This window comes from Tardiphaga sp. 841_E9_N1_2, from assembly GCF_051811065.1.
Taxonomy (GTDB): Bacteria; Pseudomonadota; Alphaproteobacteria; order Rhizobiales; family Xanthobacteraceae; genus Tardiphaga; species Tardiphaga robiniae.
Genome location: NZ_JBPWQC010000001.1, coordinates 4227825 through 4249979, shown reverse-complemented (window position 1 = coordinate 4249979; position 22155 = coordinate 4227825). Strand labels below are relative to the sequence as shown.

Genomic DNA, 22155 nt, shown 5'->3' with positions numbered 1-22155 from the left:
ATGACTCTTCCAGCCGTTGCCCCTCCGCTGCCGCCCTCGGTGTCGTGGAATCGCCATGTCGCGCCATCTGTCGCCTTTGACTGGCTCAAAGCCGGCTGGCGCGATCTGACAATTATCCCGTCGGTGAGCCTCAGCTATGGCGTGCTCGTTTTCGCGGTCTCGGTCGTCCTGGTCGGCGGGTTGTTCGCCTTTGGCTGGGACTACATCCTGTTTCCGGCCTTTGCCGGCTTCATGGTGGTCGGGCCGGTACTCGCCATCGGACTCTATGAGAAGAGTCGCCGGATCGCCGCCCATGAGCGTGTCTCGCTGTTGCAGATGATTCTCGTCCGGCCGAAGTCGGGTGGGCAGTTGCTATTCGCGGGCCTTTTGTTGTGCTCGCTGATGTTGGTCTGGATTCGCGCCGCGGTGATCATCTACGCGCTGTTTTTCGGCATGAACCCGTTTCCTGGCCTCGATGGCGTCGCTTCCATGCTGTTCACCACACCCATCGGGTGGGCGATGCTGATCGCCGGCACCGCGGTCGGCGGCATCTTCGCGGCATTCTCGTTTGCGATCAGCGTGTTCGCCATTCCCATGCTGCTCAACGAGCGCGTCGATGCGCTCACCGCCATGGGCACGAGCATGGGGATGGTCTGGGCCAATCTGCCGGTCATGCTGACCTGGGCGGGAATCGCGCTGGCTTTGTTCTTGATCAATGTCATGACCGGCCTGCTCGGTATGATCGTCGTGTTTCCCGTGCTCGGTCACGGGACATGGCACGCCTATGTGGCGATGAAGCCGGGCGTCGAGGTGACTGGCTAAAGCATGATCCGGAAAAGTGGGAACCGGTTTTCCGAAAGGATCATGTGTAAAGTGAGAAACGAGGTCTCCGATGAGTTGCTGTGGCTCAGGAGCAGAATTGGCCATACTGGCGGCGCCGGATCCGCGCGAAGTCCTGCTGGTCAGCCGTACCATTGCCGGCGGTTTGAGGCAGACCGATCTCTCGGTGCCGGACGTTCATTGCGGCGCCTGTATTCGCACGGTCGAACAAGCGCTTGGTGCGCTCGATGGCGTGACATGGGCACGGGTTAATCTCTCCACGAAGCGGGTCACCATCAAATGGCGCGCCGATGCCGCACCGCCGCCTTTCATCGAAACGCTACGCAATGTTGGCTATGAAGCGCATCTGTTCGAGGTCGATGGCGATGCGACGGATACGACGCTGTCAGAACTGATCCGTGCGCTCGCGGTATCGGGCTTTGCGGCCAGCAACATCATGTTGCTGTCGGTCTCGGTGTGGTCTGGTGCCGAGCCCGCGACGCGCGATCTGTTCCACGGTATCTCTGCGCTGATCGCGCTGCCGACGCTGATTTATTCCGGCCGGGTATTCTTTCGCTCGGCCTGGCAGGCACTGCGTCACGGTCGCACCAATATGGATGTGCCAATCTCGCTCGGCGTGTTGCTGGCCTTCGGCATGAGCCTGTACGAAACCGCGATCCATGGGCCGCATGCTTATTTCGATGCCTCCGTGACACTGCTGTTCTTTCTACTGATCGGCCGCACCCTCGATCACATGATGCGTGAGCGCGCGCGTGTCGCGGTGAAGGGGCTCGCACGCCTGGCGGCGCGGGGCGCGTTGGTTCTGCAGAGTGACGGTGCGCAGACCTATCTGCCGGTCGGCGAAATCACTGTGGGTATGACCATCATGCTCGCTGCCGGCGAGCGCGTGCCGGTCGATTCGCAGGTGACCAAGGGTCTGTCGGAACTCGACGTCTCGCTGGTCACCGGTGAGAGCGTGCCGCAGCCGGCTCTGCCGGGTTCAGTGCTGCGCGCGGGTACGCTGAATCTCACAGGGCCTCTGATCATCACGGCGACAGCCTCGGCCAACGAGTCGTTCCTCGCGGAAATGCTGCGGATGATGGAAGCCGCAGAGCAGGGCCGTTCGGTCTATCGCCGCATCGCCGATCGTGCGGCCGGGCTCTATGCGCCGGTGGTGCATCTTACCGCGGCCATCACGCTGGTTGGCTGGCTCATCGTGTCCGGCGACGTTCATCGCGCGATCACTATTGCCGTCGCGGTGCTGATCATCACCTGTCCCTGTGCGCTTGGCTTAGCTGTGCCGATGGTGCAGGTGGTTGCTGCGCGGCGGCTGTTTGAGAGCGGCATCATGATCAAGGATGGCGGGGCGCTTGAGCGTCTCGCCGAGATCGATACGGTGGTGTTCGACAAGACTGGCACACTGACGCTTGGCAATGCCCGCGTCGTCAATTCGGACAACGTCGATCCTGCGACCCTGGCGTTGGCCGGCGCGATCGCCGCGCATTCACGTCATCCCTATTCGCGTGCACTCGCTGCTGCCGTTTCAACAACGACGACTCCGATTGCGCTCGATGATGTCTCCGAACATCCGGGCTGCGGCATGGAAGCGCGTCTCGGCGGCAGCGTGCTGCGCCTCGGGCGGCCGGAATGGGCCCTCACCGATACCAGCGGTATGGATCTCGATGGCTCTTCCGTCGTGTTGTCGCGCGATGGACAATGCGTGGCGGATTTCCGCTTCGAGGATCGGTTGCGTGCGGGCGCGGCTGAAACGGTCGGCGACCTGAAGCGCGGCGGACTGGCTGTCGAGGTTGTCTCGGGCGATCGCGAGACGCCGGTGCGGACACTCGCTGCAGGCATAGGCGTGCCATATTTCGCCGGCGTGCTGCCGGGCGGCAAGGCGGCGCATGTGGCGAAGCTGGCATCGGCCGGCAAGAAGGTCCTGATGGTCGGCGACGGTCTCAATGACACGCCGGCGCTGATGGCCGCGCATGCGTCGATGGCTCCGGCATCGGCCGCCGATGTCGGGCGCAACGCCGCAGATCTCGTCTTCCTGCGCGAGGATCTGTCGGCCGTGTCGCAGGCAATCGCGGTCTCGCGCGAGGCAGGGCATCTCGTGCGGCAGAATCTCGCGCTGGCAGTCGGCTACAATCTCATTGCGGTGCCGATCGCGATCATGGGCCATGTCACGCCGCTGGTTGCGGCGATCGCGATGTCCGGTTCGTCCATCGTGGTTGTCGCCAATGCGCTGCGGCTGCGTGGCCGCGGCAAGTCCGACAAGTCTCAGGACGCGAGCGCATCAACGCCGCGAATGGCGGTCAGAATGGAGCCGGCGGAATGACAGACTATTTCTATCTGATTCCGATCGCCATCGGGCTTGGCCTGTGCGGCCTCGCGGCGTTCCTGTGGTCGCTGAAATCAGGCCAGTATGACGACCTGCAGGGTGCCGCCGAACGCATCCTGCATCAGGATGATGTGCCGCTGTCGCATTAGCGAAGTAGATGCCGGTTCGCGTCAGGGAAATAAGCCAGAACAAAAAGAAAGAGCCCCGGTTCTGATCAGAACTGGGGCTCTTTCTTTAGCGACAGTGTTGCTTACGGCTGGATCGCCGAGGCGTCGCGGCTGGCGAACTGCCGGTTGATCGAGATCGCAAGCAGGGTCACGACTGCGCCCGACAGCAGATACACGCCCGACGAGGACAGGCCGAAGCGGCTCGACATCACCAGCGCCACGAATGGTGCGAAGCCGGCACCGAACAGCCAGGCAAGGTCGGTGGTGAGCGCCGAACCGGTGTAGCGGAAGCGCTTCGAGAAGCTCGAGGCGACCGAGCCCGACGACTGACCGAGCGACAGGCCGAGCAGGATGAAGCCGGTCACCATGAAGGCCAGTTCGCCGACGATGCCGCCGTCCAGCATCTGCGGTGCGAAGCCGCTGAATACCGCGATGGCAATCGCCGAACCGGTCAGCAGCGTGCGGCGACCGACCTTGTCGGCGACATAGCCCGACACGATCATGGCGATGATGCCGAACACGGCGCCGATACATTCGACGATCAGGAAGCGGCCGGGTGCTTCGCGGGTGAACAGGAACACCCATGAGAGCGGGAACACTGTGACCATGTGGAACAGTGCGAAGCTCGCCAGTGGTGCGAATGCGCCGATCACCACGGTGCGGCCCTGCTGGGCGATCGTCTCGGTGATCGAGGACGGCTCGAGTTCACGGGCTTCGAACAGTTCGGTGTAGCCGGGCGTCACCACCATGCGCAGGCGCGCAAACAGGGCGACGACGTTGATGGCGAAAGCAACGAAGAACGGATAGCGCCAGCCCCAGTCGAGAAAGTCGTCAGCGGACAGAGTGTCGACGAAGAAGGCGAACAGCGCGCTCGCCACCAGAAGGCCAATCGGCGCGCCGAGCTGCGGGATCATGGCGTACCAGCCCTTCTTGCCTTCCGGCGCATTGAGCGCCAGCAGCGAAGCAAGGCCGTCCCAGGTGCCACCCCAGGAAATACCCTGGCCAATACGTGCAGCAGCCAGCAGCCAGGCCGATGCGACGCCGATGGATTCGTGGCCGGGCAGGAAGGCGATGGCGACGGTGGCAATGCCGAGCAGGAATAGCGCGATGGTAAGTTTGGCGCCTTTGCCCTGGCTGCGATCGATGGCCGTGAAGATCATCGTGCCGATCGGGCGGGCGATGAATGCCAGCGAAAAGATCGCAAAGGAATAGAGAGTGCCGGTCAGCGGATCGAGATAGGGGAAGACGAGCTTCGGAAACACCAGCACCGAAGCGATCGCATAGACGAAGAAGTCAAAGAACTCGGAGGTCCGGCCGATGATGACGCCAATGGCGATCTCGCCCGGATTCACGGCGCCGTGGCCATCCGCGTGCAGAAGGCGTGCGTCCCGTTCAATCGTCGATGACGTCTGCGCCATTTTTTCTATCCGTCGGTGCTGTGTTGAAGGTCATGCAATCGACGCCCAAAGGGCGACGCGAGGTTGACGATTTGTCGCGAACCGCGTCTTCGGACCATTGGACAAATTGTCCAATGTTGCCCTGCAGCAAATACGCCTAACCGTGCGCGCGTACGGACATTATCGAATGGGTAACACCTTGAGCCGCCTACGGATACTCCTTTTGCTGCCCTTGGTTGCCTTGCTGGGCGGATGCAATTTCGTCGTGATGAATCCTGCGGGTGACATCGCAGTGCAGCAACGCGATCTCGTGGTCATTTCCACGGTGTTGATGCTGCTGATCATCGTGCCGGTGATGGCTCTGATCGTGTTCTTCGCCTGGAAGTACCGGCAGTCGAATGCCGACGCGAAATACGAGCCGGACTGGGATCACTCGACCCATCTCGAGCTCGTCATCTGGTCGATGCCCCTCCTCATCATCATCTGTCTCGGCGCCGTGACCTGGTCCAGCACGCATCTGCTAGACCCGTATCGTCGGCTCGACCGGATTGCGCCCGGCAATGCTGCGAGCCTTCTTGAGCCGCTGCAGGTCGAAGTCGTCGCGCTCGACTGGAAGTGGCTGTTCTTCTACCCGGAATACGGCATTGCTACGGTCAATGAACTGGCCGCGCCGGTCGATCGTCCGGTGCGCTTCAAGATCACTGCTTCGTCGGTGATGAACTCTTTCTATATCCCCGCGCTCGCCGGCCAGATCTACGCGATGCCCGGCATGGAAACCAAGCTGCACGCGGTCATCAACAAGGCTGGCGTTTATGACGGTTTCTCGGCGAACTATAGCGGCGCCGGCTTCTCCGGCATGCGCTTCAAGTTCCATGGCGTCGATCAGGCCGGCTTTGATGCCTGGATCGCCAAGGCCAAGGCGAGCAATGAGACGCTGAGCCGCGAGGCCTATCTGGATCTCGAAAAGCCCAGCGAGAATGTGCCGGTGCGTCTCTACAAGGAAGTCGCGCCTGACCTCTACAAGGCGATCCTCAACATGTGCGCCCAGCCCGGCAAGATGTGCATGAGTGAAATGATGGCGATGGATGCGAAGGGGGGCCTCGGCCTCGCCAGCGCCCGCAACATCCTGCCGCTGAAATACAATATTTCGATGCTTGACGGCTCCAGCTCGACCAAGAACTATGTCGCCAGCGTCTGCACCCTCGCCGAGGCTGCACGCGAAGCAGCCGATCACCGCTCGACGACGACTCCACTCGACCCGACGCCGGTCACCGGTGCTGGTCTCGCGCGCCCAGGTGCCGCCCCCGCGCCATTCAATTTCACGCCTGCGCCGCCGCCTGCCGAGCGGCGCGCTTCCAACACCTGATCGGGTCGATCTAAATGTCTGATACAGCCGCACTGGCAAATACCGGGCTTGCGAAGTTCATCTTCGGCCGCCTGACGCTTGAGTCGTTTCCATATCATGAGCCGATTCTGGTCGCGACTTTCGCGATGGTCGCGCTTGGCGGCATCGTGCTGCTCGGCGCGCTGACCTATTTCAAGCTGTGGGGCTATCTCTGGAAGGAGTGGTTCACCAGCGTGGACCACAAGAAGATCGGCATCATGTATATGGTGCTGGGCATCGTCATGCTGCTGCGCGGTTTCGCCGACGCCATCATGATGCGCGCCCAGCAGGCGATGGCCTTCAACGGCTCCGACGGGTTTCTGCCCGCCCATCACTACGATCAGGTCTTCACGGCGCATGGCGTGATCATGATCTTCTTCGTGGCGATGCCGCTGGTCACCGGCCTGATGAACTATATCGTGCCGCTGCAGATCGGTGCGCGCGACGTGTCGTTCCCGTTCCTGAACAATTTCAGCTTCTGGATGACCACCGGTGGCGCCATCCTTGTCATGATGTCGCTGTTCGTTGGTGAATTTGCCAAGACCGGCTGGCTGGCTTATCCGCCGCTATCAAACATTGGCTACAGTCCGGATGTCGGCGTCGACTATTACATCTGGGCGCTGCAGGTGGCCGGCGTCGGCACGACGCTATCGGGCATCAACCTGATCGCGACCATCGTGAAGATGCGCGCGCCGGGCATGACCATGATGAAGATGCCGATCTTTACCTGGACCTCGCTCTGCACCAACGTCCTGATCGTAGCGTCTTTCCCGATCCTGACCGCCGTTCTCGCGCTGCTCTCGCTGGATCGTTACGTCGGCACCAACTTCTTCACGAACGATCTCGGCGGCAACCCGATGATGTACGTGAACCTGATCTGGATCTGGGGACATCCGGAGGTTTACATCCTGATCCTGCCACTGTTCGGCGTGTTCTCGGAAGTGACCTCGACCTTCTCGGGCAAGAAGCTGTTCGGCTACACCTCGATGGTCTACGCCACGCTGGTCATCACCATCCTGTCCTATCTCGTTTGGCTGCATCACTTCTTCACCATGGGCTCGGGCGCCAGCGTAAATTCCTTCTTCGGCATCACGACGATGATCATCTCGATCCCGACGGGCGCGAAGATATTCAACTGGCTGTTCACAATGTACCGCGGCCGCATCCGGTTCGAATTGCCGATGATGTGGACCATCGCCTTCATGCTGACCTTCGTGATCGGCGGCATGACCGGCGTGCTGCTCGCGGTGCCGCCGGCCGACTTCGTGCTGCATAATAGCCTGTTCCTGATCGCTCACTTCCACAACGTCATCATCGGCGGCGTGGTGTTCGGCATCTTTGCGGCCATCAATTTCTGGTTCCCGAAGGCCTTCGGTTTCAAGCTCGATCAGTTCTGGGGCAAGGTCTCGTTCTGGGGCTGGGTCCTCGGCTTCTACTTCGCCTTCATGCCGCTCTATGTGCTTGGTCTGATGGGCGTCACCCGCCGCCTGCGCACCTTCGACGATCCGTCGCTGCAGATCTGGTTCGTCATCGCCGCCTTCGGTGCGGTTCTGATCGCGATCGGCATCGGTGCTTTCCTCGTCCAGATCGCCGTCAGCATCTGGAATCGCGAGAAGCTGCGCGATACCACGGGCGATCCCTGGAACGGGCGCACGCTGGAATGGGCAACGTCGTCGCCGCCGCCGGATTACAACTTCGCTTTCACCCCGGTCATTCACGACAATGACTCGTGGTGGGACATGAAGCGCCGCGGTTATACGCGTCCGCTGGAGGGCTTCAGGCCGATCCATATGCCGAAGAACACCGGCACCGGCGTGATCCTCTCGATCTTGGCCACGGCGATGGGCTTCGCCCTGATCTGGTACATGTGGTGGCTCGCGACCCTGAGCTTCGTTGCCATCGTCGGCGTCGCGATCTTCCATACCTTCAACTACAACCGTGACTTCCACATCCCGGTGGAGGACGTCATCCGTACCGAAGGCGAGCGTACGAAACTTCTCGCAGTACAGGCCGCGTCATGAACGTACCGACCCAAACGATAAACGGCACTGAAGTCCCGGTCTTCCACGTCGTCGACGAACACGATCATCCGGCCGGCTCCAGCACGATGCTGGGCTTCTGGCTCTACCTGATGAGCGACTGCCTCATCTTCGCGATGCTGTTTGCTACCTTCGGCGTGCTCGGCGGTAGCTATGCCGCGGGGCCGGGGCCGAAGGATCTGTTTGACCTCAAGCTTGTCGCGCTCAATACCGCGATGCTGCTGTTCTCGTCGATCACCTACGGCTTCGCGATGCTGGAAATGATGAAGGGCAGAGTGAAGTCGACCCAAATGTGGCTCGGCATCACCGGTCTGTTCGGCCTCGCGTTCCTCTGCATCGAACTCTATGAGTTCCATCACATGATCCACGAAGGTGCTGGCCCCTGGCGGAGCGCCTTCCTGTCGTCCTTCTTCACGCTGGTCGGCACCCACGGCCTGCACGTCACCTTCGGCATCATCTGGCTGGTGACGCTGATGGTGCAGGTCGCCCGTTTCGGCCTGATCGAGGCGAACCAGCGGCGGCTGATGTGCCTGAGCATGTTCTGGCATTTCCTCGACGTCGTCTGGATCGGCGTCTTCACCTTTGTTTATCTGCTGGGAGTGCTGCGATGAGCGCCGATGCACATGCCGCGCACGGACATGGTCACGATGACCACGGCCACGACGACGGCCGCGACCATGGTTCGTTCAAGTCGTATATGACTGGCTTCGTCCTCTCGGTCATCCTTACCGCCATTCCATTCTGGCTGGTGATGACGGGCGCGATCGAGAACAAGAACTGGACCATCGCGATCGTCGTTGCGTTCGCTGTGGTGCAGATCGTGGTTCACATGGTCTACTTCCTGCACATGAACACGACGTCGGATGCCGGCTGGACCATGATGGCGCTGATCTTCACGATCATCATCGTCGTGATTGCGCTGAGCGGTTCGCTCTGGGTGATGTACCACCTCAACGTCAACATGATGCCGGTTCACGACATGAGGAATATGCCCTGATGGCCACGGCGCGCGCCAACGACGGGATCGTCGTAGGCCGCCCGGCCAGACAGGAGTCGTCTGAATCGAAAATGGAATCCGGGCGGTCGCCACGTAGCGCGACAACCCTCACGGTGCTGGGCCTGCTGGCACTGCTCGGTATCGCGGGATTGACCGCGCTGGGCATCTGGCAGGTCGAACGCCGCGCCTGGAAACTGGATCTGATCGCACGTGTCGATCAGCGCAGCCACGCCGCGCCCGAAGCTGCACCCGGGCCTGCGGCGTGGCCTGCGATCAATCGCAATGACGATGAATATCGTCGCGTCAGCGTCACCGGGCGGTTTGTGCCGGGCGCCGATACTCTGGTGCAGGCTGTCTCGGATCTCGGCGCCGGCTTCTGGGTGCTGAGCCCGCTGCGCGCCGAGGCCGGCTACACTGTGCTGGTGAACCGGGGTTTCGTCAGCCCGGATGAGCGCAAAGCCGGCGCATTCGCGGCGCCCGCGACGCCGGTGTTGGTGACGGGCCTGTTGCGCGTCACCGAACCGAAGGGCGGGTTCCTGCGCTCAAATGATCCCGCTGCCCAGCGCTGGTATTCCCGCGATGTCGAGGCGATTGCCGCCAGCCAGACGCTCGGCGCTGTCGCGCCCTATTTCATCGATGCCAATGCCGCGCTGGACGCGCCGGGGCAGCCCCATGGCGGCCTGACCGTGATCGCCTTCCCGAACAACCACGTGGTCTATGCCATCACCTGGTTCGGCCTCGCTTTGATGCTGGCCGGCGCTGCGCTGTTCGTCGCCCGCGACGAGTGGCGGATTCGGAAAAGATCACTACCTCGCGTATGACGTCATGGATGGCGCGCCGGTCCGATTGAGGCTGGCCGATCAAGCTGACGGGGCGAGATGCCGGGTTTGGGAGCAGAGAGCAAGGTGGGCGCACCAGACGACACTGGCGTCAGTGCGGTTGCCGCGTCACCGGTCGACGCGACGGGTGTCACCACACCCGTTGCAGTCACGGCTCTGCCGCTCGACGAGACCACCAATATCAAGAACATCAATCTGCTGATCCAGTTGCGCTGGATCGCAGTGGTCGGGCAGGTTCTGACCATCGGCTTCGTGCATTTGGTGATGGGCATTTCGCTACCACTGATGGCCATGGTCATGGTGCTGTGCGGCTCAGTATTTCTGAACGTCATCAGCCAGGAGTGGCTGCGTCAGCAGACCGACGCGCGTGACCGCGAACTGCTCCTTCTTTTGCTGCTCGACGTCGCGGCGCTGACTGCCCAGCTTTATCTGAGCGGCGGCGCCACAAATCCATTCATATCGCTCTATCTCCTGCAGGTTACGCTCGGGGCGATGTTGCTGAACGGCCGCTCGACCTGGGTCGTTGTTGTTGTTGCCTGTATATGCTTCGCCGGGCTGATTGTATTTCATCGTCCGCTGGCGCTACCGGACGCGCTGCGCGACGATCTGTTCCAGTTGCACATTATCGGCATGTTGATCTGCTTCGTGCTCGACGCGGCGCTGATCGTCGTTTTCATGACGCGCATTGCAGAAAACCTGCGCGAGCGCGACGAGGGTCTAGCAGCGCTGCGTCAGCAGGCCGCGGAGGAAGATCATATTGTGCGCATGGGCCTGCTCGCTTCCGGCGCCGCGCATGAACTCGGTACGCCGCTGGCCTCACTGTCGGTGATCCTCAGTGACTGGCGCCGGATGCCGGAACTTGCAGGCAACCCGGAGCTGATGGAAGAGATCAGCGAGATGCAGGCCGATGTGCAGCGCTGCAAGTCGATCGTCACTGGAATTCTCATGTCAGCGGGCGACATGCGCGGCGAGGCGCCGGTTGTGACGACCGTCAACGGCTTCTTCGGCGAACTGGTCGAGGACTGGCGCGGCGCGCGCTCGATCAACACGCTGGTCTATGAGAACCGGTTCGGCGAGGACATGCCGATCGTGTCGGACTCGGCGTTGAAGCAGATGATCTTCAACGTGCTCGATAACGCCAACGAGGTATCGCCGCTCTGGGTTCGCCTCGCCATCGAGCGCGATGGCGATTCGCTGGTGCTGAAGGTCAGCGACATGGGACCGGGTTTCGCCAAGGAGATGCTGGCGAATTTCGGCAAGCCCTATAATTCAAGCAAGGGCCAGTCCGGTCGCGGGCTCGGTCTGTTTCTGGTGGTCAATGCCGTCCGCAAATTGGGCGGTACGGTGGTGGCGGAGAATCGTCCTGTGGGCGGTGCCCTCGTGACGTTGTCGCTACCACTATCCGCCCTCGCGATTGGAGCGCGCAAACATGTCGGATGAACGTCTGCTGGTCATTGTCGAGGATGACGAGGGTTTCGCGCGAACGCTGAAGCGATCGTTCGAGCGTCGCGGTTACACCGTGCTGCATTCCGAGGGCTTCGAGACCTTGACCGAGGTGCTCGGCGACAAGGTGCCGGGCTATGCGGTGGTCGATCTCAAGCTCGGCGGAGCCTCGGGCCTGGCTTGTGTCGAGGCGTTGCATGCGCTGAGCCCTGAGATGCTGATCGTAGTGCTCACCGGCTATGCCAGCATTGCCACGGCGGTGGAGGCGATCAAGCTCGGCGCGTGTCATTACCTCGCCAAGCCTTCGAACACCGACGATATCGAGGAAGCGTTCCAGAAGGCGACCGGCGATGTGCAAGTGGCGCTCACGGAACGTCCGACCTCGATCAAGACGCTGGAATGGGAACGCATCCACCAGACGCTGGTGGAGAGCGATTTCAACATTTCGGAGACGGCGCGCCGTCTCGGCATGCATCGCCGCACGCTGGCACGAAAGCTGGAAAAACGTCAGGTGAACTGAAGCCGCTGAAGGTTTGGTGAGCTAGCAGCGCCCCCGCTGCTAGCAACACCCCTGTTGCCGGAACCAGTGCGACACGGCGCTTTCGAACGGTGCCCAGGCGCGTTCGAACGCCTTGAACTGGGGCACGCTCTTGCGATAGAGCCCGCGCAACTCGGTCTCCATGACCTCCAGGTCGACGCCGGTCGGCTTGCCATCGCGGCTGATGGTGCGCCCGTCGACCACGACATCGCGAACGCAGCTGCTGTTGCCGCGGGCAAACAGCATGTCGATCGGATCGACCGGCATGATGGCATCGCGGTCGAGTTGGCCGATATCGAGAACAATGAAATCAGCGGCTTCTCCGGCGGCGAGCATGCCCGAGCCCGGTGCGCCGATCGACTTCCGGCCGTTGCAGACGGCGAGCGTGAGAAACTCCGCACGGCTCCATGTGCGGTTGAAGCCGAGGCCGTCATGCGCCATCTGCACGAGGCGCATTTCGCGGATCGCGTCGTCGTCTTCGTCGAGCGCGACGCCATCGATGCCCACGGCAATGGGGCAGCCGCGGCGATGCGCATCGGCAATCGGAGCGAGGCCTGAATGCAGATGAAGATTGGAGCTGAAATTCGTCACGATGGTCGCGCCAGACTCGGCGATCATATCGAGTTCGTCCGGCCGGGCATGGATGCAATGGGCCAGCGTCAGCCGGTTCGATAGCAGGCCGATATCTTTCAGATAGCGCACAACGCCGCCCGGAAAGGCGCGATCGGCCCATTGCCGCTGATAGATGGTCTCAAGAAGATGCATGTGCACGCGCCGGCCGGTGGCAGCGGAGCGCTCGGCGATGGCTTCGAGCAAAGCAGGCGAGCACCACTGGACGCCGGCCGGGCCGAATTGCACATCGGTCATCGGACTGGCGATGGCGGCATCAATGGCCTCCACACGGTCAAGATATTCTGATGGTGTCGGGCTCGAACGAATGAACATGTCCTGGATCGTGCTGCGGTCGTCTTCGGGCAATGCGGCAAGCACGTCGGCGCTGTCGCCATAGACGATCGGATTCTGGTCGCGGACGGCCAATGCAAAGGCCAGCCGGATGCCGACATCGCTGGCGGCCTTCGCGATCGCAATCGATTCATCGAGAATCGGCATCTTGCCGCTTGGGCGGGTGTAATGAATCATCGCGCCGCCGCAGCCTGCACGCGCTGAACGGGCGAGCGAGACGGCGGCGACGAGATAGGGATCGGGCGGCGTGCCGAAGGCTGACCGTGCGATCCATGATTCCAGCGGCATATCGGATGCGCCGAAGGATGTCATCGATGGACGTGCGTGGTCGTGGGCGTTGACCAGTGCGGGGATGATCAGGTGGTTTGTCTGCGGCGAAATATGCGCGCCGGCCGAGACGCTCGTGATCAGACCATCCGCATGCTGGATGCTGGCCTGAGGCACGAGGCCTCGATCTGCGCCGGTGAAAATATTCGTCGCAGACAGGATCCCGTTCATCCGCGTGCAAGCCTTAGTTCGCCGTATAGACCAATTCGCGATCCCCGCGCGCCGGCAGGAATTCGCGCGAGAATACTTCCTTCGGGGTCGGGGTGCGCTTCAAGTCGTAACCTTCGACGACCATGCCGATGGCACGGGTCATGCGGTCATCCTTGATGTCGCCGACGCCGATTTCCTTCATCTCGGGGGAGACCATCAGCTTGTCGAAAGAATATTGCAGCCGGCGCTTCTCGACGGGGACATCAACGAGGTTGTCGAAGGCGACGACCGAAGCCATGCCGGCATTCTGATCCTTGGCGACGGCGATGTTAGCCTTGTTGATCGCGCGGACCAGACCGGCAACGGCCTTGGGGTTCGAGGCCAGCAACTTCTGCGACACCATCACGCCGTTGGAATACAGGTCGAGGCCGAACTCACCGAACGAGAACCACTTGTAGTCCTTTTCGGGATCCTGACGGTTCAGGACGAGGTTGAAGTAGCTGGTGATGTTGAACACCAGCGCGGCGTCGATATCGCCCTTGATCAGCATCGGCTCCTGCAGATTGGGAGCCATATTGGTGACCTTGATCTTGTCGGCCGCGAGGCCGTTCTTCTGGATGAAGACAGGTAACAGACGCGTCGTCGGCGTGCCCTGTGCGCCGCCGAGCGTGTGGCCTTCGAAATCCTTGATCGTTTTGATGCCGCTGGTGTTCTTGGTGACGATCGAGAAGGGAGGCTGGTTCCACATCATATAAACCATGATCGGCGCGTCCGCAGGGCGCGTCGATGAGTTCTGGATGATAGCATTGACGTCGCCGAAGCCGGCATCCCAGGCGCCGGACATGATGCGGGTCACCGTCGCGCCCGAACCCTCGCCCTGATCGATGACGACGTTCAGGCCCTCTTCCTTGAAGTAGCCTTTGTCCTTGGCATAGAAGAACGCCGCGTCACTGCCCTGGGTTTTCCAGCCCAGCGTGAACTTAATGGTCGTCTCTTGAGCGAAGGCGGAGCCTGTGAGCAGGACGCTGCCGACTGCGAGGGCGGTCAATCTCTTCAACATGACATTCTCCTGGTTGATGTGGGTGGATTAGGTCGCAACAAGATCGTTCTTGCGCGTGGCCCAGCCGGTCACACGCGCCTCGATCAGAGAGAAAATGACGTAGAGCGCCACGCCAAGGATCGCGAGAATGAACAGGCAGGCGAACACCAGCGGGACGTTGAAGTTCGACGATGCGCTCATCATCACATTGCCGATGCCGCGATTCGACGCGACGGTCTCGGCCAGAACGGCACCGACAAAGGCGTAGCTGACCGCGACTTTCAGCGAGGCAAAGAAGAACGGCATGGTGCGCGGCAGGCCGACATTCCAGAGAATGTCCATCTTGCTGGCGCCAAGCGCCTTCAGCACGTCTTCCAACTCGGGCTCGGTGGTGGCGAGACCGGTCGCGATATTGACGACGATGGGGAAGAAGCAGATCGACAGCGCGGTGAGGATCGCCGGTACCGAGCCGGAGCCGAACCACAGAACGAAGATCGGCACGACGGCGACCTTCGGAATCGACGAGAAGCCGACCAACAGCGGATAGGCGGTGTCATAGGCGACTTTCGAGACGCCGATGACCGCGCCTAGCACTACGCCGAGGCCGACGCCAAGGACGAAGCCGGCCATGGTCGTGCCGAGGGTCTGCAGAATATGCGGCCACAGGATCGGGAAGCGCGCAATCAGCGTCGCAATGATTTCCGTCGGACGCGGAAGAACCAGATCCGACACGCCCGACATGGCGCAAAATAACTGCCATCCGACGAAGAAGATGACGATCAGTCCGAACGACCAGAGTTTTTGACGCAGGCCTACACTCATGACCTATGCCTCCTGCGCTTCGGGAGCGTTGCTCCGGGCATTGACGATGAGTTCCCGCAGGCGCTGGTTGAGCGCGACGAAATCAGGCTCGAAAGTCATGGGGATGGTGCGCGGGCGCGGGAAGTCCACCGGGCTGTCGTCGAGGATGCGGCCTGGTCGTGCGCTCATCACGCAGATGCGGCTGGCCAGGAAGCCGGCTTCGCGGAGGTCATGCGTGACCAGCAGCACCGTCGGTTTGTGTTGCAGCCAGAGGCTCTGCAGGATTGACCAGAGTTCTTCCTTGGTGAATTGGTCGAGTGCGCCGAACGGCTCGTCGAGCAGCAACATGCGCGGCTCGTGAATTAACGCGCGGCAGAGATTGGCCCGCTGCAGCATGCCGCCGGACAACTGCCAAGGATATTTGTTGCCGAAATCCTTGAGGCCGACCTGGGCTAGCAATGCATGGGCCTTGTCGCGAAATTCGCCTTTGCGCTTCTGCCGATACTCGGACCGGAACGGCTCCACGATCTTGAGCGGAAGCATGATGTTCCGCTCAATGGTCAGCCAGGGCAGCATGGTCGGGTTCTGGAACGCCATCCCAATCCGCAACGCCTTGGCGGCGACCTCACGCCCGCCGACGATGACGACGCCGGTGGTGGGGCGGAGCAGATTGCTGACGAGCTTGAGGATCGTCGACTTTCCGCAGCCGGAGGGGCCGACAAGGGCAAGGAATTCGCCGTCGGGGATGATAAGGTTCGTCTCCGCAAGCGCCGGCGTGGCGGTCGGGCCGCGGCCGAACGTTACCGAGGTCGCTGACAGTTCAACGGCGGTCGGTCTGCGTTGGCCCTCGGTGGGCCCATTTTCTTGCATACTTGTCATGGCGATAAGTGCATGCAATTGGGGTGCCACTTGAGTCCGGAGCGAAACGTTGTCATTTTACGTTCGCTCGCCATTCCCTGAGGAATTATTGGGCAGTCACTCTCCTCGATTGCATGCACTTCGGGCACGGCCGAGAATGCCCAAATCGCGACAGGTTCGATCTGAATGCCAGAAGCGCCGAATTCAAAAGACAAGGTTGGGATGATCTGCCGCGCGCTGCGGCGGGCGATCATCGAGCAGGCTCTGGAACCCGGCGCCAAGCTTCCCGAGGACTCCTTGGGTGAGCGCTTTGGCGTTAGCCGCACCATCGCGCGCTATGCACTCGGGCAACTGGCGTCCGAGGGGCTTGTGGAGCTTCGCCGGAATCGCATCGCGGTGGTGGTGACGCCGAGCTGGCAGGATGCGCGCGACATCTTTGACATCCGGATGGATCTTGAACGGCTGATCGTCCGAAAGATCGCCGGCAAGCTCAGCAGCAGCCAGATCGCGCGCCTCAAGGCGCATGTCGAGGCGGAGCGCGAGGCGCATGACGGGCCGAACGCCGTGTCCATTCGCCTGGCGACTGAATTTCACATCATGCTGGCGTCGATGACCAACAGCCCGGTGCTGGTCCGCTATGTCAGCGAGATCGCCTATCGCTGCTGTCTGACACTGTCGCTGTTCAGTCGCCCGCATTCATCGGAATGCGGCATCAGCGAGCACATAGCGATCATCGAAGCGCTGCAGGAGGGCGATGCCAACAAGGCGATGTCGCTGATGCATTCGCATCTGGACTCGGTCGCCAACCGCGCGCTGGTGGAGCCGACCCCGGCGCGGGGTCGGGATCTGCTCGACGTACTGGCCCCCTATACCGAGGAAGCGACCTGAAGGCGTCGCGGCGTCTATTGCAGCCGGCGCAGCAGAAATTCGTAGAATTTCGGATTGTCCGCCCGTGACACATTAATCCTGATCGCGCGCGCTAGCGGGCTGTTCTTGTCGAGACAGAACAGGCTTCCCGACGCGATGAAGATGCTGTCCTTCGCGCCTTCGCGCGCCAGCGCCATGTCGTCGATTCCGTCCGGCAGCAGCAGATACAGGTAATAGCCCGTGCGTGCGTCGGCATAGACCTGATGTCCGCCGCGCACGAGATTGGCGCGCACCTGGCCCATGGCGGCTTCACTCCGCTGTCCCAGCCGCTTCAGGTGCCGTTCATAGTGGCCGTCCGCGAGCAGCCGGTGCAGCAGCCGCTCCACATGTCCTGAACTGTTGACGGTGGTAAGCATCTTCAATTCGGCCAGCGTCGCGATGCGGTCGCTGCGGGTTGCGATGAAGCCCGATCGCAGGCTTGCCGACAGCGTCTTCGAAAAGGTCCCGATCGAGATCACATTGTTCAACTGATCCAGCGTCGCCAGCCGGCTGTTCACCCCCATCGGCAGATCGGCAAACGGGTCGTCCTCGACGATCACGAGGTTCGATCGCATCGCCGTCTGAAGCACCGCATGCGCCACGGGCAGCGTGATCGATCCTCCAGTCGGATTGTGGCCGAGCGACTGCGTGAAAAACAGCTTCGGCCGCTCCGACTGGATCTTTGCGGCGAGGTCGTGAACATCCGGCCCATCCACCAAGCGGCGAACGCCGACGATGCGAACCTGCGCCAACGTGAGCTTTGCGAACAGAGGATAATAGCCGGGCTCGTCCACCAGCACCGTATCGCCAGGCGACAGCATCGCGCGGATGATCAGGTCGAGCGCATGATTGGCTCCGAATGTGAGTAGGAGTCCGTCTTCCTTCACCGCGATTTGCTGCGCTTGCAACCGCAATGCGATCTGTTGTCGGAGCGGCAGGAAGCCGAGCGCGGAGCCATAGGCGTCAGCGGCGGCCGGCAGGATCCGTCCGGTCCCGCTCAGATGGCGCTTGATCTCCGATTGCTCCGTCCACGACGCCGGCGGCCGTCCGTCGCCGACGCGGATCTCGAAATTCTGCGAGAGCTGGGCACTTAGCAGCGATGCGATGTCGACGGCTTCGCTCACGTGTTTCGGTCGCCCGCCATCATCGCCGCGATAGATGACCACGAAACCGGAGCCTGCCTTTGCTGCGACGAGATTGCCAAGCACCAGTCGGTCATAGGCTTCGACCACGGTGTTCTTCGACACGCCAAATTCCCCGGCGGCTTTTCTGATCGAGGGCAGGCGGTTGCCTTCCGGCAATGCGCCGGAGAGGATTTGCACACGCAACCGGCCGGCCAAAGTCTCGGCCAGCGTTGTGCTGCGGTCGGACGGCTCACGAGAAGCGGTCAAGCAATGCCTCCAGGTGCAATGCTGGACGGTCCATCGGAACCGTACCTTTCTCCAAGAGCGACAAGATTGAATTCAATCGTCCAGTCTCATGTCTTCGCGCAGATGGACCTGGTCTGCACTCCATTTGCACGGAAGAATGCTGCATCCGCGAATAGAGAGGTCATATCGCCATGGGTACAGTCTAGGACAATATTTCAGAACTGTCTCTTTCGAACGTCATCCGCGGATGCCTAACGTGCCGCCAACAGAAGACCCTGTATGGGAGGCGCCGCAATGGCCGGTTCAAAGTCGGGCGAACAGCCCGGAAAGATCAATTCGCGTTTGGAAAATCTGCGCAATCTCGCGCCTGCCGAAAGGCTGGGCCGTGTGATCGACGCGACCTCACTCGGTGACACCGAGCGCGCGGCCTTTGGCCCCGGTGCGCTGCCGCTCGAACTCGCCAATGGCATGATCGAGAATGTCATCGGCACGTTCGAACTGCCGGTCGGTATCGCCACCAATTTCACCGTGAACGGCCGTGACTACCTGATTCCGATGGCGGTCGAGGAGCCGTCGGTGGTGGCCGCGGCGTCCTATATGGCGCGCATCGTTCGCAAATGCGGCGGTTTCCAGACCTCAAGCTCCGCGCCGATCATGCGTGCGCAGGTGCAGGTGTTAGGCGTGACCGACTTGCACGGCGCCCGTGCGCGCGTGCTACGCGAGCGCGATGCCATCCTTGAGGCGGCCAATACCAAAGACAAGGTGCTGATCTCGCTCGGCGGCGGCTGCCGCGACGTCGAGGTGCATGTGTTCGAAAACACATCGGTAGGGCCGATGATGGCCGTGCATCTCATCGTCGACGTGCGCGATGCCATGGGCGCCAACACCGTCAACACGATGGCGGAGACGGTCGCGCCGCTGATCGAGAAGATCACAGGCGGAACCGTGCGTCTGCGCATCCTGTCGAACTATGCCGATCTGCGCATCGCCCGCGCAATGGCGTCAGTGACGCCGGAGGCGTTGAAGACCGAGGAATATAATGGCGAGCGGATCGCCCGCGGCATCGTCGAAGCCTGTGCGTTTGCGATCGTCGATCCCTACCGCGCTGCGACCCACAACAAGGGCATCATGAACGGTATCGATCCCGTCGTGGTCGCCACCGGCAATGACTGGCGCGCCATCGAGGCCGGCGCCCATGTCTGGGCCTCGCGCTCCGGCCGCTACACCTCGCTCACCAATTGGGAAATCGATGGCAAGGGCAATCTCGTCGGCACCATTGAGATGCCGATGGCGCTCGGCCTCGTCGGCGGTGCCACCAAGACCCATCCCGCTGCGCGAGCGGCCCTGAAGATACTTGGCGTGCAGAGTGCGCAGGAGCTGGCGGAAGTCGCCGTTGCCGTCGGTCTGGCGCAGAACATGGGCGCGCTTCGTGCGCTGGCCACCGAAGGCATCCAGAAGGGGCACATGGCACTGCATGCGCGCAACATTGCCATCGTCGCCGGTGCCACCGGCGACGAGATCGAAAAGGTCGCCGCCGCGCTCGCCGCCAATCACGACGTGCGTGTTGATCGCGCCAAGGAAGTTATCGAGAAGCTGCGTTCGTAAAAAGTGGAGGCGTTCTAACGCCACTTGTGCAACGCAATTTCGTGCAGGCGTCACACCTGCACGGCCGGCGGGTATGAAAATGTATCTTCGATACTCATGCTCTTGTACGAAAACCACGCGTGCCGATGTTGTCGGCGGATATTCGTATGGACTGGGAGGATGATGTGAACACTGCAGAAAAGATAGATGGGCTCAAGGAGCGCAACGGTCCTCTCAAGGGCGTGACGGTGCTTGACATCACGCGTGTTGTCGCAGGTCCATTCTGCTCGATGTTGTTCGCAGACCTGGGTGCCACCGTGATCAAGGTGGAGCATCCCGGAGAGCCGGATTATGCGCGGACCTTTCCACCCTTCGTCGGCAACGACGATGAGCAACTCAGCGCCTTCTTCACACAGTTCAACCGCAACAAGAGGGGCATTACGCTCAATCTGAAATCTGATGATGGCAAGGCCCTGCTGAAGAAGCTGGTGCAGAAGGCCGACATCCTCGTCGAGAACTTCCGTCCCGGCACCATGGACAAGCTTGGCCTCAGCTACGAGGTGCTGCGCGAACTCAATCCCAGGCTCGTCTATACCGCTATCAGTGGCTTCGGTCGCACAGGTCCAAATTCATCCAAGCCGGCCTATGACAATACGGGGCAGGCGGCCGGCGGGCTGTGGTCGATGAATGGCTATGCCGACATGCCGCCCGTTCGCGTCGGCACGATCATCGGGGACCTCGCCGCTTCCCTCTATGCGGCTATCGGAACGCTCGCAGCATTGCGAGAGGCGGAGAAGACCGGCCTCGGTCAGGTGGTCGATGTATCTCAGCAAGACTCCGTGCTGACTCTGACCGAGAACGCCGTGGTCCGTTACACCGCACAGAAAGAGGTCGCCTCGCCACTGGGCAACGATCATCCGTTCGTTCGACCCTATGGCCAGTTTCCCTGCAAGGACGGCTACGTTTTCTTCGGCGGCTACACCGACAAGTTCTGGGCGATTACCTGCGCGCTGTTCGGCGAGCCGGAACAGGCCAAAGATCCTGCCATCGATACGATGGAGAAGCGGTTCGATCACGCCGTGGCAGAGACCAAGGTCAAGCCGCTGCTGGAACGCTGGTTCGCGAACTACACCAAGGCCGAACTCGAGGAGATGGCGGGCGACAAGATCCCGCTTAGCGCCATCAAGACCATCGCCGAAGTGGTGGAAGACCCGCACATCGCTGCGCGTAACATGATCGTCGACGTTCCGATCGCCGGAAAGCTGATCGGCATGTTCGGTCTGCCGATCAAGCTATCCGGTGCGGGACAGATGTCGTTCGAAAAAGCGCCGCTGCCTGGCGAGGACAATGCAGAGGTTCTCTCCCGGTTGGCGGATGTCACGGCGGCCGAACTGGCGCGTCTCAAGGCGTCGGGAGCGATCTGATGGCGATTGATTTCACCAAGGACAGTCACGTCGCAACGGTACGGATCAACCGGCCGGACAAGATGAATGCGCTGACGCTCGCCATGTATGACGACCTCGGCCGCGCATTCCACGCCATCAAGGATGACGATGAGATCCGGGCCGTGGTGCTGACCGGCGCGGGCGATCGCGCCTTCTGCGTCGGTGCTGACCTCCGGGAGTCTATTCCTGCACTTGCGGCGGACACGATCGACATCTCTGCCTGGGACCCGGCCCACATCAAGTTTCCCGGATTCTATAAGCCGGTCATCAGCGCCATTCGCGGCATGTGCATGGGCGGCGGGTTCGAGATCATGCTGGCGACGGACATCCGGATCGCGGCGCGCGACGGTGTCTTTCAACTGCCCGAACCGAAGCACGGTTTCGTACCGGCGGGAGGCACGCTCGTGCGCCTGGTCCGGCAGATCGGCTACGCGCATGCCATGGAGATCATGCTGACGGCGGAGCGCTTTTCCGCGGATGACATGCTTGCCAAAGGCGTCGTCAACCGGGTTGTCGATTCCGATCAAGTCGAACCACTGGCCTATGAGATGGCAGCCAAGATCGCGGCACTGAGTCCGATCGCCGTCCAGACCATCAAGGAAGCGGCGCTGACGCTTCAGGACCTGCCGCTCGCAGAAGCATTTCGCGTGGAGGCCGCGCTCGGTCAGCGCACCTTCACGAGTGCGGATGCCAAGCGTGGCCTGGCTGCGTTTGCGAACAGAGGAAATGAGAAGTGACGATGCGATAGGTCCCTGGAGAGATCGCGCGT

At 61.5% G+C, this 22155-nt stretch carries 20 protein-coding genes; 14 read left to right on the top strand and 6 right to left on the bottom strand.

Annotated elements, in window-relative coordinates; translation table 11 throughout:
• From AB8A50_RS20390 to ccoS, 3 genes are all read left to right on the top strand, one after another.
• Positions 1–801, top strand: a complete 801-nt coding sequence (locus AB8A50_RS20390; RefSeq protein ID WP_089263377.1) for a DUF2189 domain-containing protein — start codon at positions 1–3, stop codon at positions 799–801.
• A 70-nt stretch (positions 802–871) separates the two neighbouring features.
• A complete protein-coding gene (locus AB8A50_RS20385; RefSeq protein WP_439078738.1) occupies positions 872–3136 on the top strand; it encodes a cation-translocating P-type ATPase in 2265 nt (754 codons plus the stop codon).
• Positions 3133–3288, top strand: coding sequence for a cbb3-type cytochrome oxidase assembly protein CcoS (ccoS, locus tag AB8A50_RS20380; protein ID WP_089263381.1), 156 nt, complete (start codon positions 3133–3135; stop codon positions 3286–3288). Before AB8A50_RS20385 ends, ccoS begins: the two co-directional genes overlap by 4 nt.
• Positions 3289–3389: 101 nt before the next feature.
• Here ccoS and AB8A50_RS20375 read toward each other — a convergent pair whose 3' ends face one another.
• Complete coding sequence (locus AB8A50_RS20375; protein ID WP_439078737.1) at positions 3390–4724, bottom strand: MFS transporter; 1335 nt, start codon at positions 4722–4724, stop codon at positions 3390–3392.
• Positions 4725–4902: 178 nt separating this feature from the next.
• Between AB8A50_RS20375 and cyoA the strand changes: the two genes are divergently transcribed.
• From cyoA to AB8A50_RS20340, 7 genes are all read left to right on the top strand, one after another.
• A complete protein-coding gene (gene cyoA / locus AB8A50_RS20370) occupies positions 4903–6069 on the top strand; it encodes a ubiquinol oxidase subunit II (protein ID WP_170849649.1) in 1167 nt (388 codons plus the stop codon).
• Positions 6070–6083: 14 nt separating this feature from the next.
• Entirely contained in the window at positions 6084–8108 is a 2025-nt protein-coding gene (gene cyoB / locus AB8A50_RS20365; protein WP_439078736.1) for a cytochrome o ubiquinol oxidase subunit I, read from the top strand.
• Positions 8105–8737 (top strand): cytochrome o ubiquinol oxidase subunit III, encoded by a 633-nt coding sequence (cyoC, locus tag AB8A50_RS20360; protein WP_439078735.1) that lies wholly within the window; start codon positions 8105–8107, stop codon positions 8735–8737. Before cyoB ends, cyoC begins: the two co-directional genes overlap by 4 nt.
• Entirely contained in the window at positions 8734–9123 is a 390-nt protein-coding gene (gene cyoD / locus AB8A50_RS20355; RefSeq protein WP_093757703.1) for a cytochrome o ubiquinol oxidase subunit IV, read from the top strand. The genes cyoC and cyoD overlap by 4 nt, the downstream gene beginning before the upstream one ends.
• Before the next feature lie 71 nt (positions 9124–9194).
• Positions 9195–9944, top strand: coding sequence for an SURF1 family protein (locus AB8A50_RS20350; RefSeq protein ID WP_439080009.1), 750 nt, complete (start codon positions 9195–9197; stop codon positions 9942–9944).
• A gap of 84 nt (positions 9945–10028) precedes the next feature.
• Positions 10029–11402, top strand: coding sequence for an ATP-binding protein (locus AB8A50_RS20345; protein WP_439078734.1), 1374 nt, complete (start codon positions 10029–10031; stop codon positions 11400–11402).
• Positions 11392–11925, top strand: coding sequence for a response regulator transcription factor (locus tag AB8A50_RS20340; RefSeq protein WP_231078731.1), 534 nt, complete (start codon positions 11392–11394; stop codon positions 11923–11925). Before AB8A50_RS20345 ends, AB8A50_RS20340 begins: the two co-directional genes overlap by 11 nt.
• Positions 11926–11964: 39 nt before the next feature.
• Here AB8A50_RS20340 and AB8A50_RS20335 read toward each other — a convergent pair whose 3' ends face one another.
• Genes AB8A50_RS20335 through AB8A50_RS20320 form a run of 4 tightly spaced genes read right to left on the bottom strand, consistent with a single transcriptional unit; the run spans position 11965 to position 16102 of the window.
• A complete protein-coding gene (locus AB8A50_RS20335; RefSeq protein WP_439078733.1) occupies positions 11965–13404 on the bottom strand; it encodes an amidohydrolase family protein in 1440 nt (479 codons plus the stop codon).
• A 13-nt stretch (positions 13405–13417) separates the two neighbouring features.
• Positions 13418–14443 (bottom strand): ABC transporter substrate-binding protein, encoded by a 1026-nt coding sequence (locus AB8A50_RS20330; RefSeq protein WP_439078732.1) that lies wholly within the window; start codon positions 14441–14443, stop codon positions 13418–13420.
• Positions 14444–14470: 27 nt separating this feature from the next.
• Entirely contained in the window at positions 14471–15244 is a 774-nt protein-coding gene (locus AB8A50_RS20325) for an ABC transporter permease (RefSeq protein WP_068729960.1), read from the bottom strand.
• A 3-nt stretch (positions 15245–15247) separates the two neighbouring features.
• On the bottom strand, positions 15248–16102 hold the full coding sequence (locus AB8A50_RS20320; RefSeq protein ID WP_210185312.1) for an ABC transporter ATP-binding protein: 855 nt from the start codon (positions 16100–16102) through the stop codon (positions 15248–15250).
• A 165-nt stretch (positions 16103–16267) separates the two neighbouring features.
• Between AB8A50_RS20320 and AB8A50_RS20315 the strand changes: the two genes are divergently transcribed.
• Positions 16268–16969, top strand: coding sequence for a GntR family transcriptional regulator (locus AB8A50_RS20315; RefSeq protein WP_093757697.1), 702 nt, complete (start codon positions 16268–16270; stop codon positions 16967–16969).
• 14 nt (positions 16970–16983) lie between these two features.
• On the opposite strand, the gene AB8A50_RS20310 is transcribed toward AB8A50_RS20315, so the two are convergent.
• Positions 16984–18378 carry a PLP-dependent aminotransferase family protein gene (locus tag AB8A50_RS20310; RefSeq protein ID WP_439078731.1) on the bottom strand — a complete coding sequence of 465 codons (1395 nt, stop codon included), beginning with the start codon at positions 18376–18378 and terminating at the stop codon, positions 16984–16986.
• A 273-nt stretch (positions 18379–18651) separates the two neighbouring features.
• On the opposite strand from AB8A50_RS20310, the gene AB8A50_RS20305 reads away from it, so the two are divergent.
• From AB8A50_RS20305 to AB8A50_RS20295, 3 genes are all read left to right on the top strand, one after another.
• Positions 18652–19962 (top strand): hydroxymethylglutaryl-CoA reductase, degradative, encoded by a 1311-nt coding sequence (locus tag AB8A50_RS20305; RefSeq protein WP_439078730.1) that lies wholly within the window; start codon positions 18652–18654, stop codon positions 19960–19962.
• A gap of 164 nt (positions 19963–20126) precedes the next feature.
• Positions 20127–21365, top strand: a complete 1239-nt coding sequence (locus AB8A50_RS20300) for a CaiB/BaiF CoA transferase family protein (protein ID WP_439078729.1) — start codon at positions 20127–20129, stop codon at positions 21363–21365.
• Positions 21365–22123 carry an enoyl-CoA hydratase/isomerase family protein gene (locus AB8A50_RS20295; protein WP_439078728.1) on the top strand — a complete coding sequence of 253 codons (759 nt, stop codon included), beginning with the start codon at positions 21365–21367 and terminating at the stop codon, positions 22121–22123. Before AB8A50_RS20300 ends, AB8A50_RS20295 begins: the two co-directional genes overlap by 1 nt.
• The last annotated feature ends 32 nt before the right edge of the window (positions 22124–22155 follow it).

Bases quoted from the DNA above. Each gene is read 5' to 3' on its own strand.
- AB8A50_RS20390 (WP_089263377.1), top strand. From the start codon at position 1: ATGACTCTTCCAGCCGTTGCCCCTCCGCTGCCGCCCTCGGTGTCGTGG.
- AB8A50_RS20385 (WP_439078738.1), top strand. From the start codon at position 872: ATGAGTTGCTGTGGCTCAGGAGCAGAATTGGCCATACTGGCGGCGCCG.
- ccoS (WP_089263381.1), top strand. From the start codon at position 3,133: ATGACAGACTATTTCTATCTGATTCCGATCGCCATCGGGCTTGGCCTG.
- AB8A50_RS20375 (WP_439078737.1), bottom strand. From the start codon at position 4,724: ATGGCGCAGACGTCATCGACGATTGAACGGGACGCACGCCTTCTGCAC.
- cyoB (WP_439078736.1), top strand. From the start codon at position 6,084: ATGTCTGATACAGCCGCACTGGCAAATACCGGGCTTGCGAAGTTCATC.
- cyoC (WP_439078735.1), top strand. From the start codon at position 8,105: ATGAACGTACCGACCCAAACGATAAACGGCACTGAAGTCCCGGTCTTC.
- cyoD (WP_093757703.1), top strand. From the start codon at position 8,734: ATGAGCGCCGATGCACATGCCGCGCACGGACATGGTCACGATGACCAC.
- AB8A50_RS20350 (WP_439080009.1), top strand. From the start codon at position 9,195: ATGGAATCCGGGCGGTCGCCACGTAGCGCGACAACCCTCACGGTGCTG.
- AB8A50_RS20340 (WP_231078731.1), top strand. From the start codon at position 11,392: ATGTCGGATGAACGTCTGCTGGTCATTGTCGAGGATGACGAGGGTTTC.
- AB8A50_RS20335 (WP_439078733.1), bottom strand. From the start codon at position 13,404: ATGAACGGGATCCTGTCTGCGACGAATATTTTCACCGGCGCAGATCGA.
- AB8A50_RS20330 (WP_439078732.1), bottom strand. From the start codon at position 14,443: ATGTTGAAGAGATTGACCGCCCTCGCAGTCGGCAGCGTCCTGCTCACA.
- AB8A50_RS20325 (WP_068729960.1), bottom strand. From the start codon at position 15,244: ATGAGTGTAGGCCTGCGTCAAAAACTCTGGTCGTTCGGACTGATCGTC.
- AB8A50_RS20320 (WP_210185312.1), bottom strand. From the start codon at position 16,102: ATGACAAGTATGCAAGAAAATGGGCCCACCGAGGGCCAACGCAGACCG.
- AB8A50_RS20315 (WP_093757697.1), top strand. From the start codon at position 16,268: ATGCCAGAAGCGCCGAATTCAAAAGACAAGGTTGGGATGATCTGCCGC.
- AB8A50_RS20305 (WP_439078730.1), top strand. From the start codon at position 18,652: ATGGCCGGTTCAAAGTCGGGCGAACAGCCCGGAAAGATCAATTCGCGT.
- AB8A50_RS20295 (WP_439078728.1), top strand. From the start codon at position 21,365: ATGGCGATTGATTTCACCAAGGACAGTCACGTCGCAACGGTACGGATC.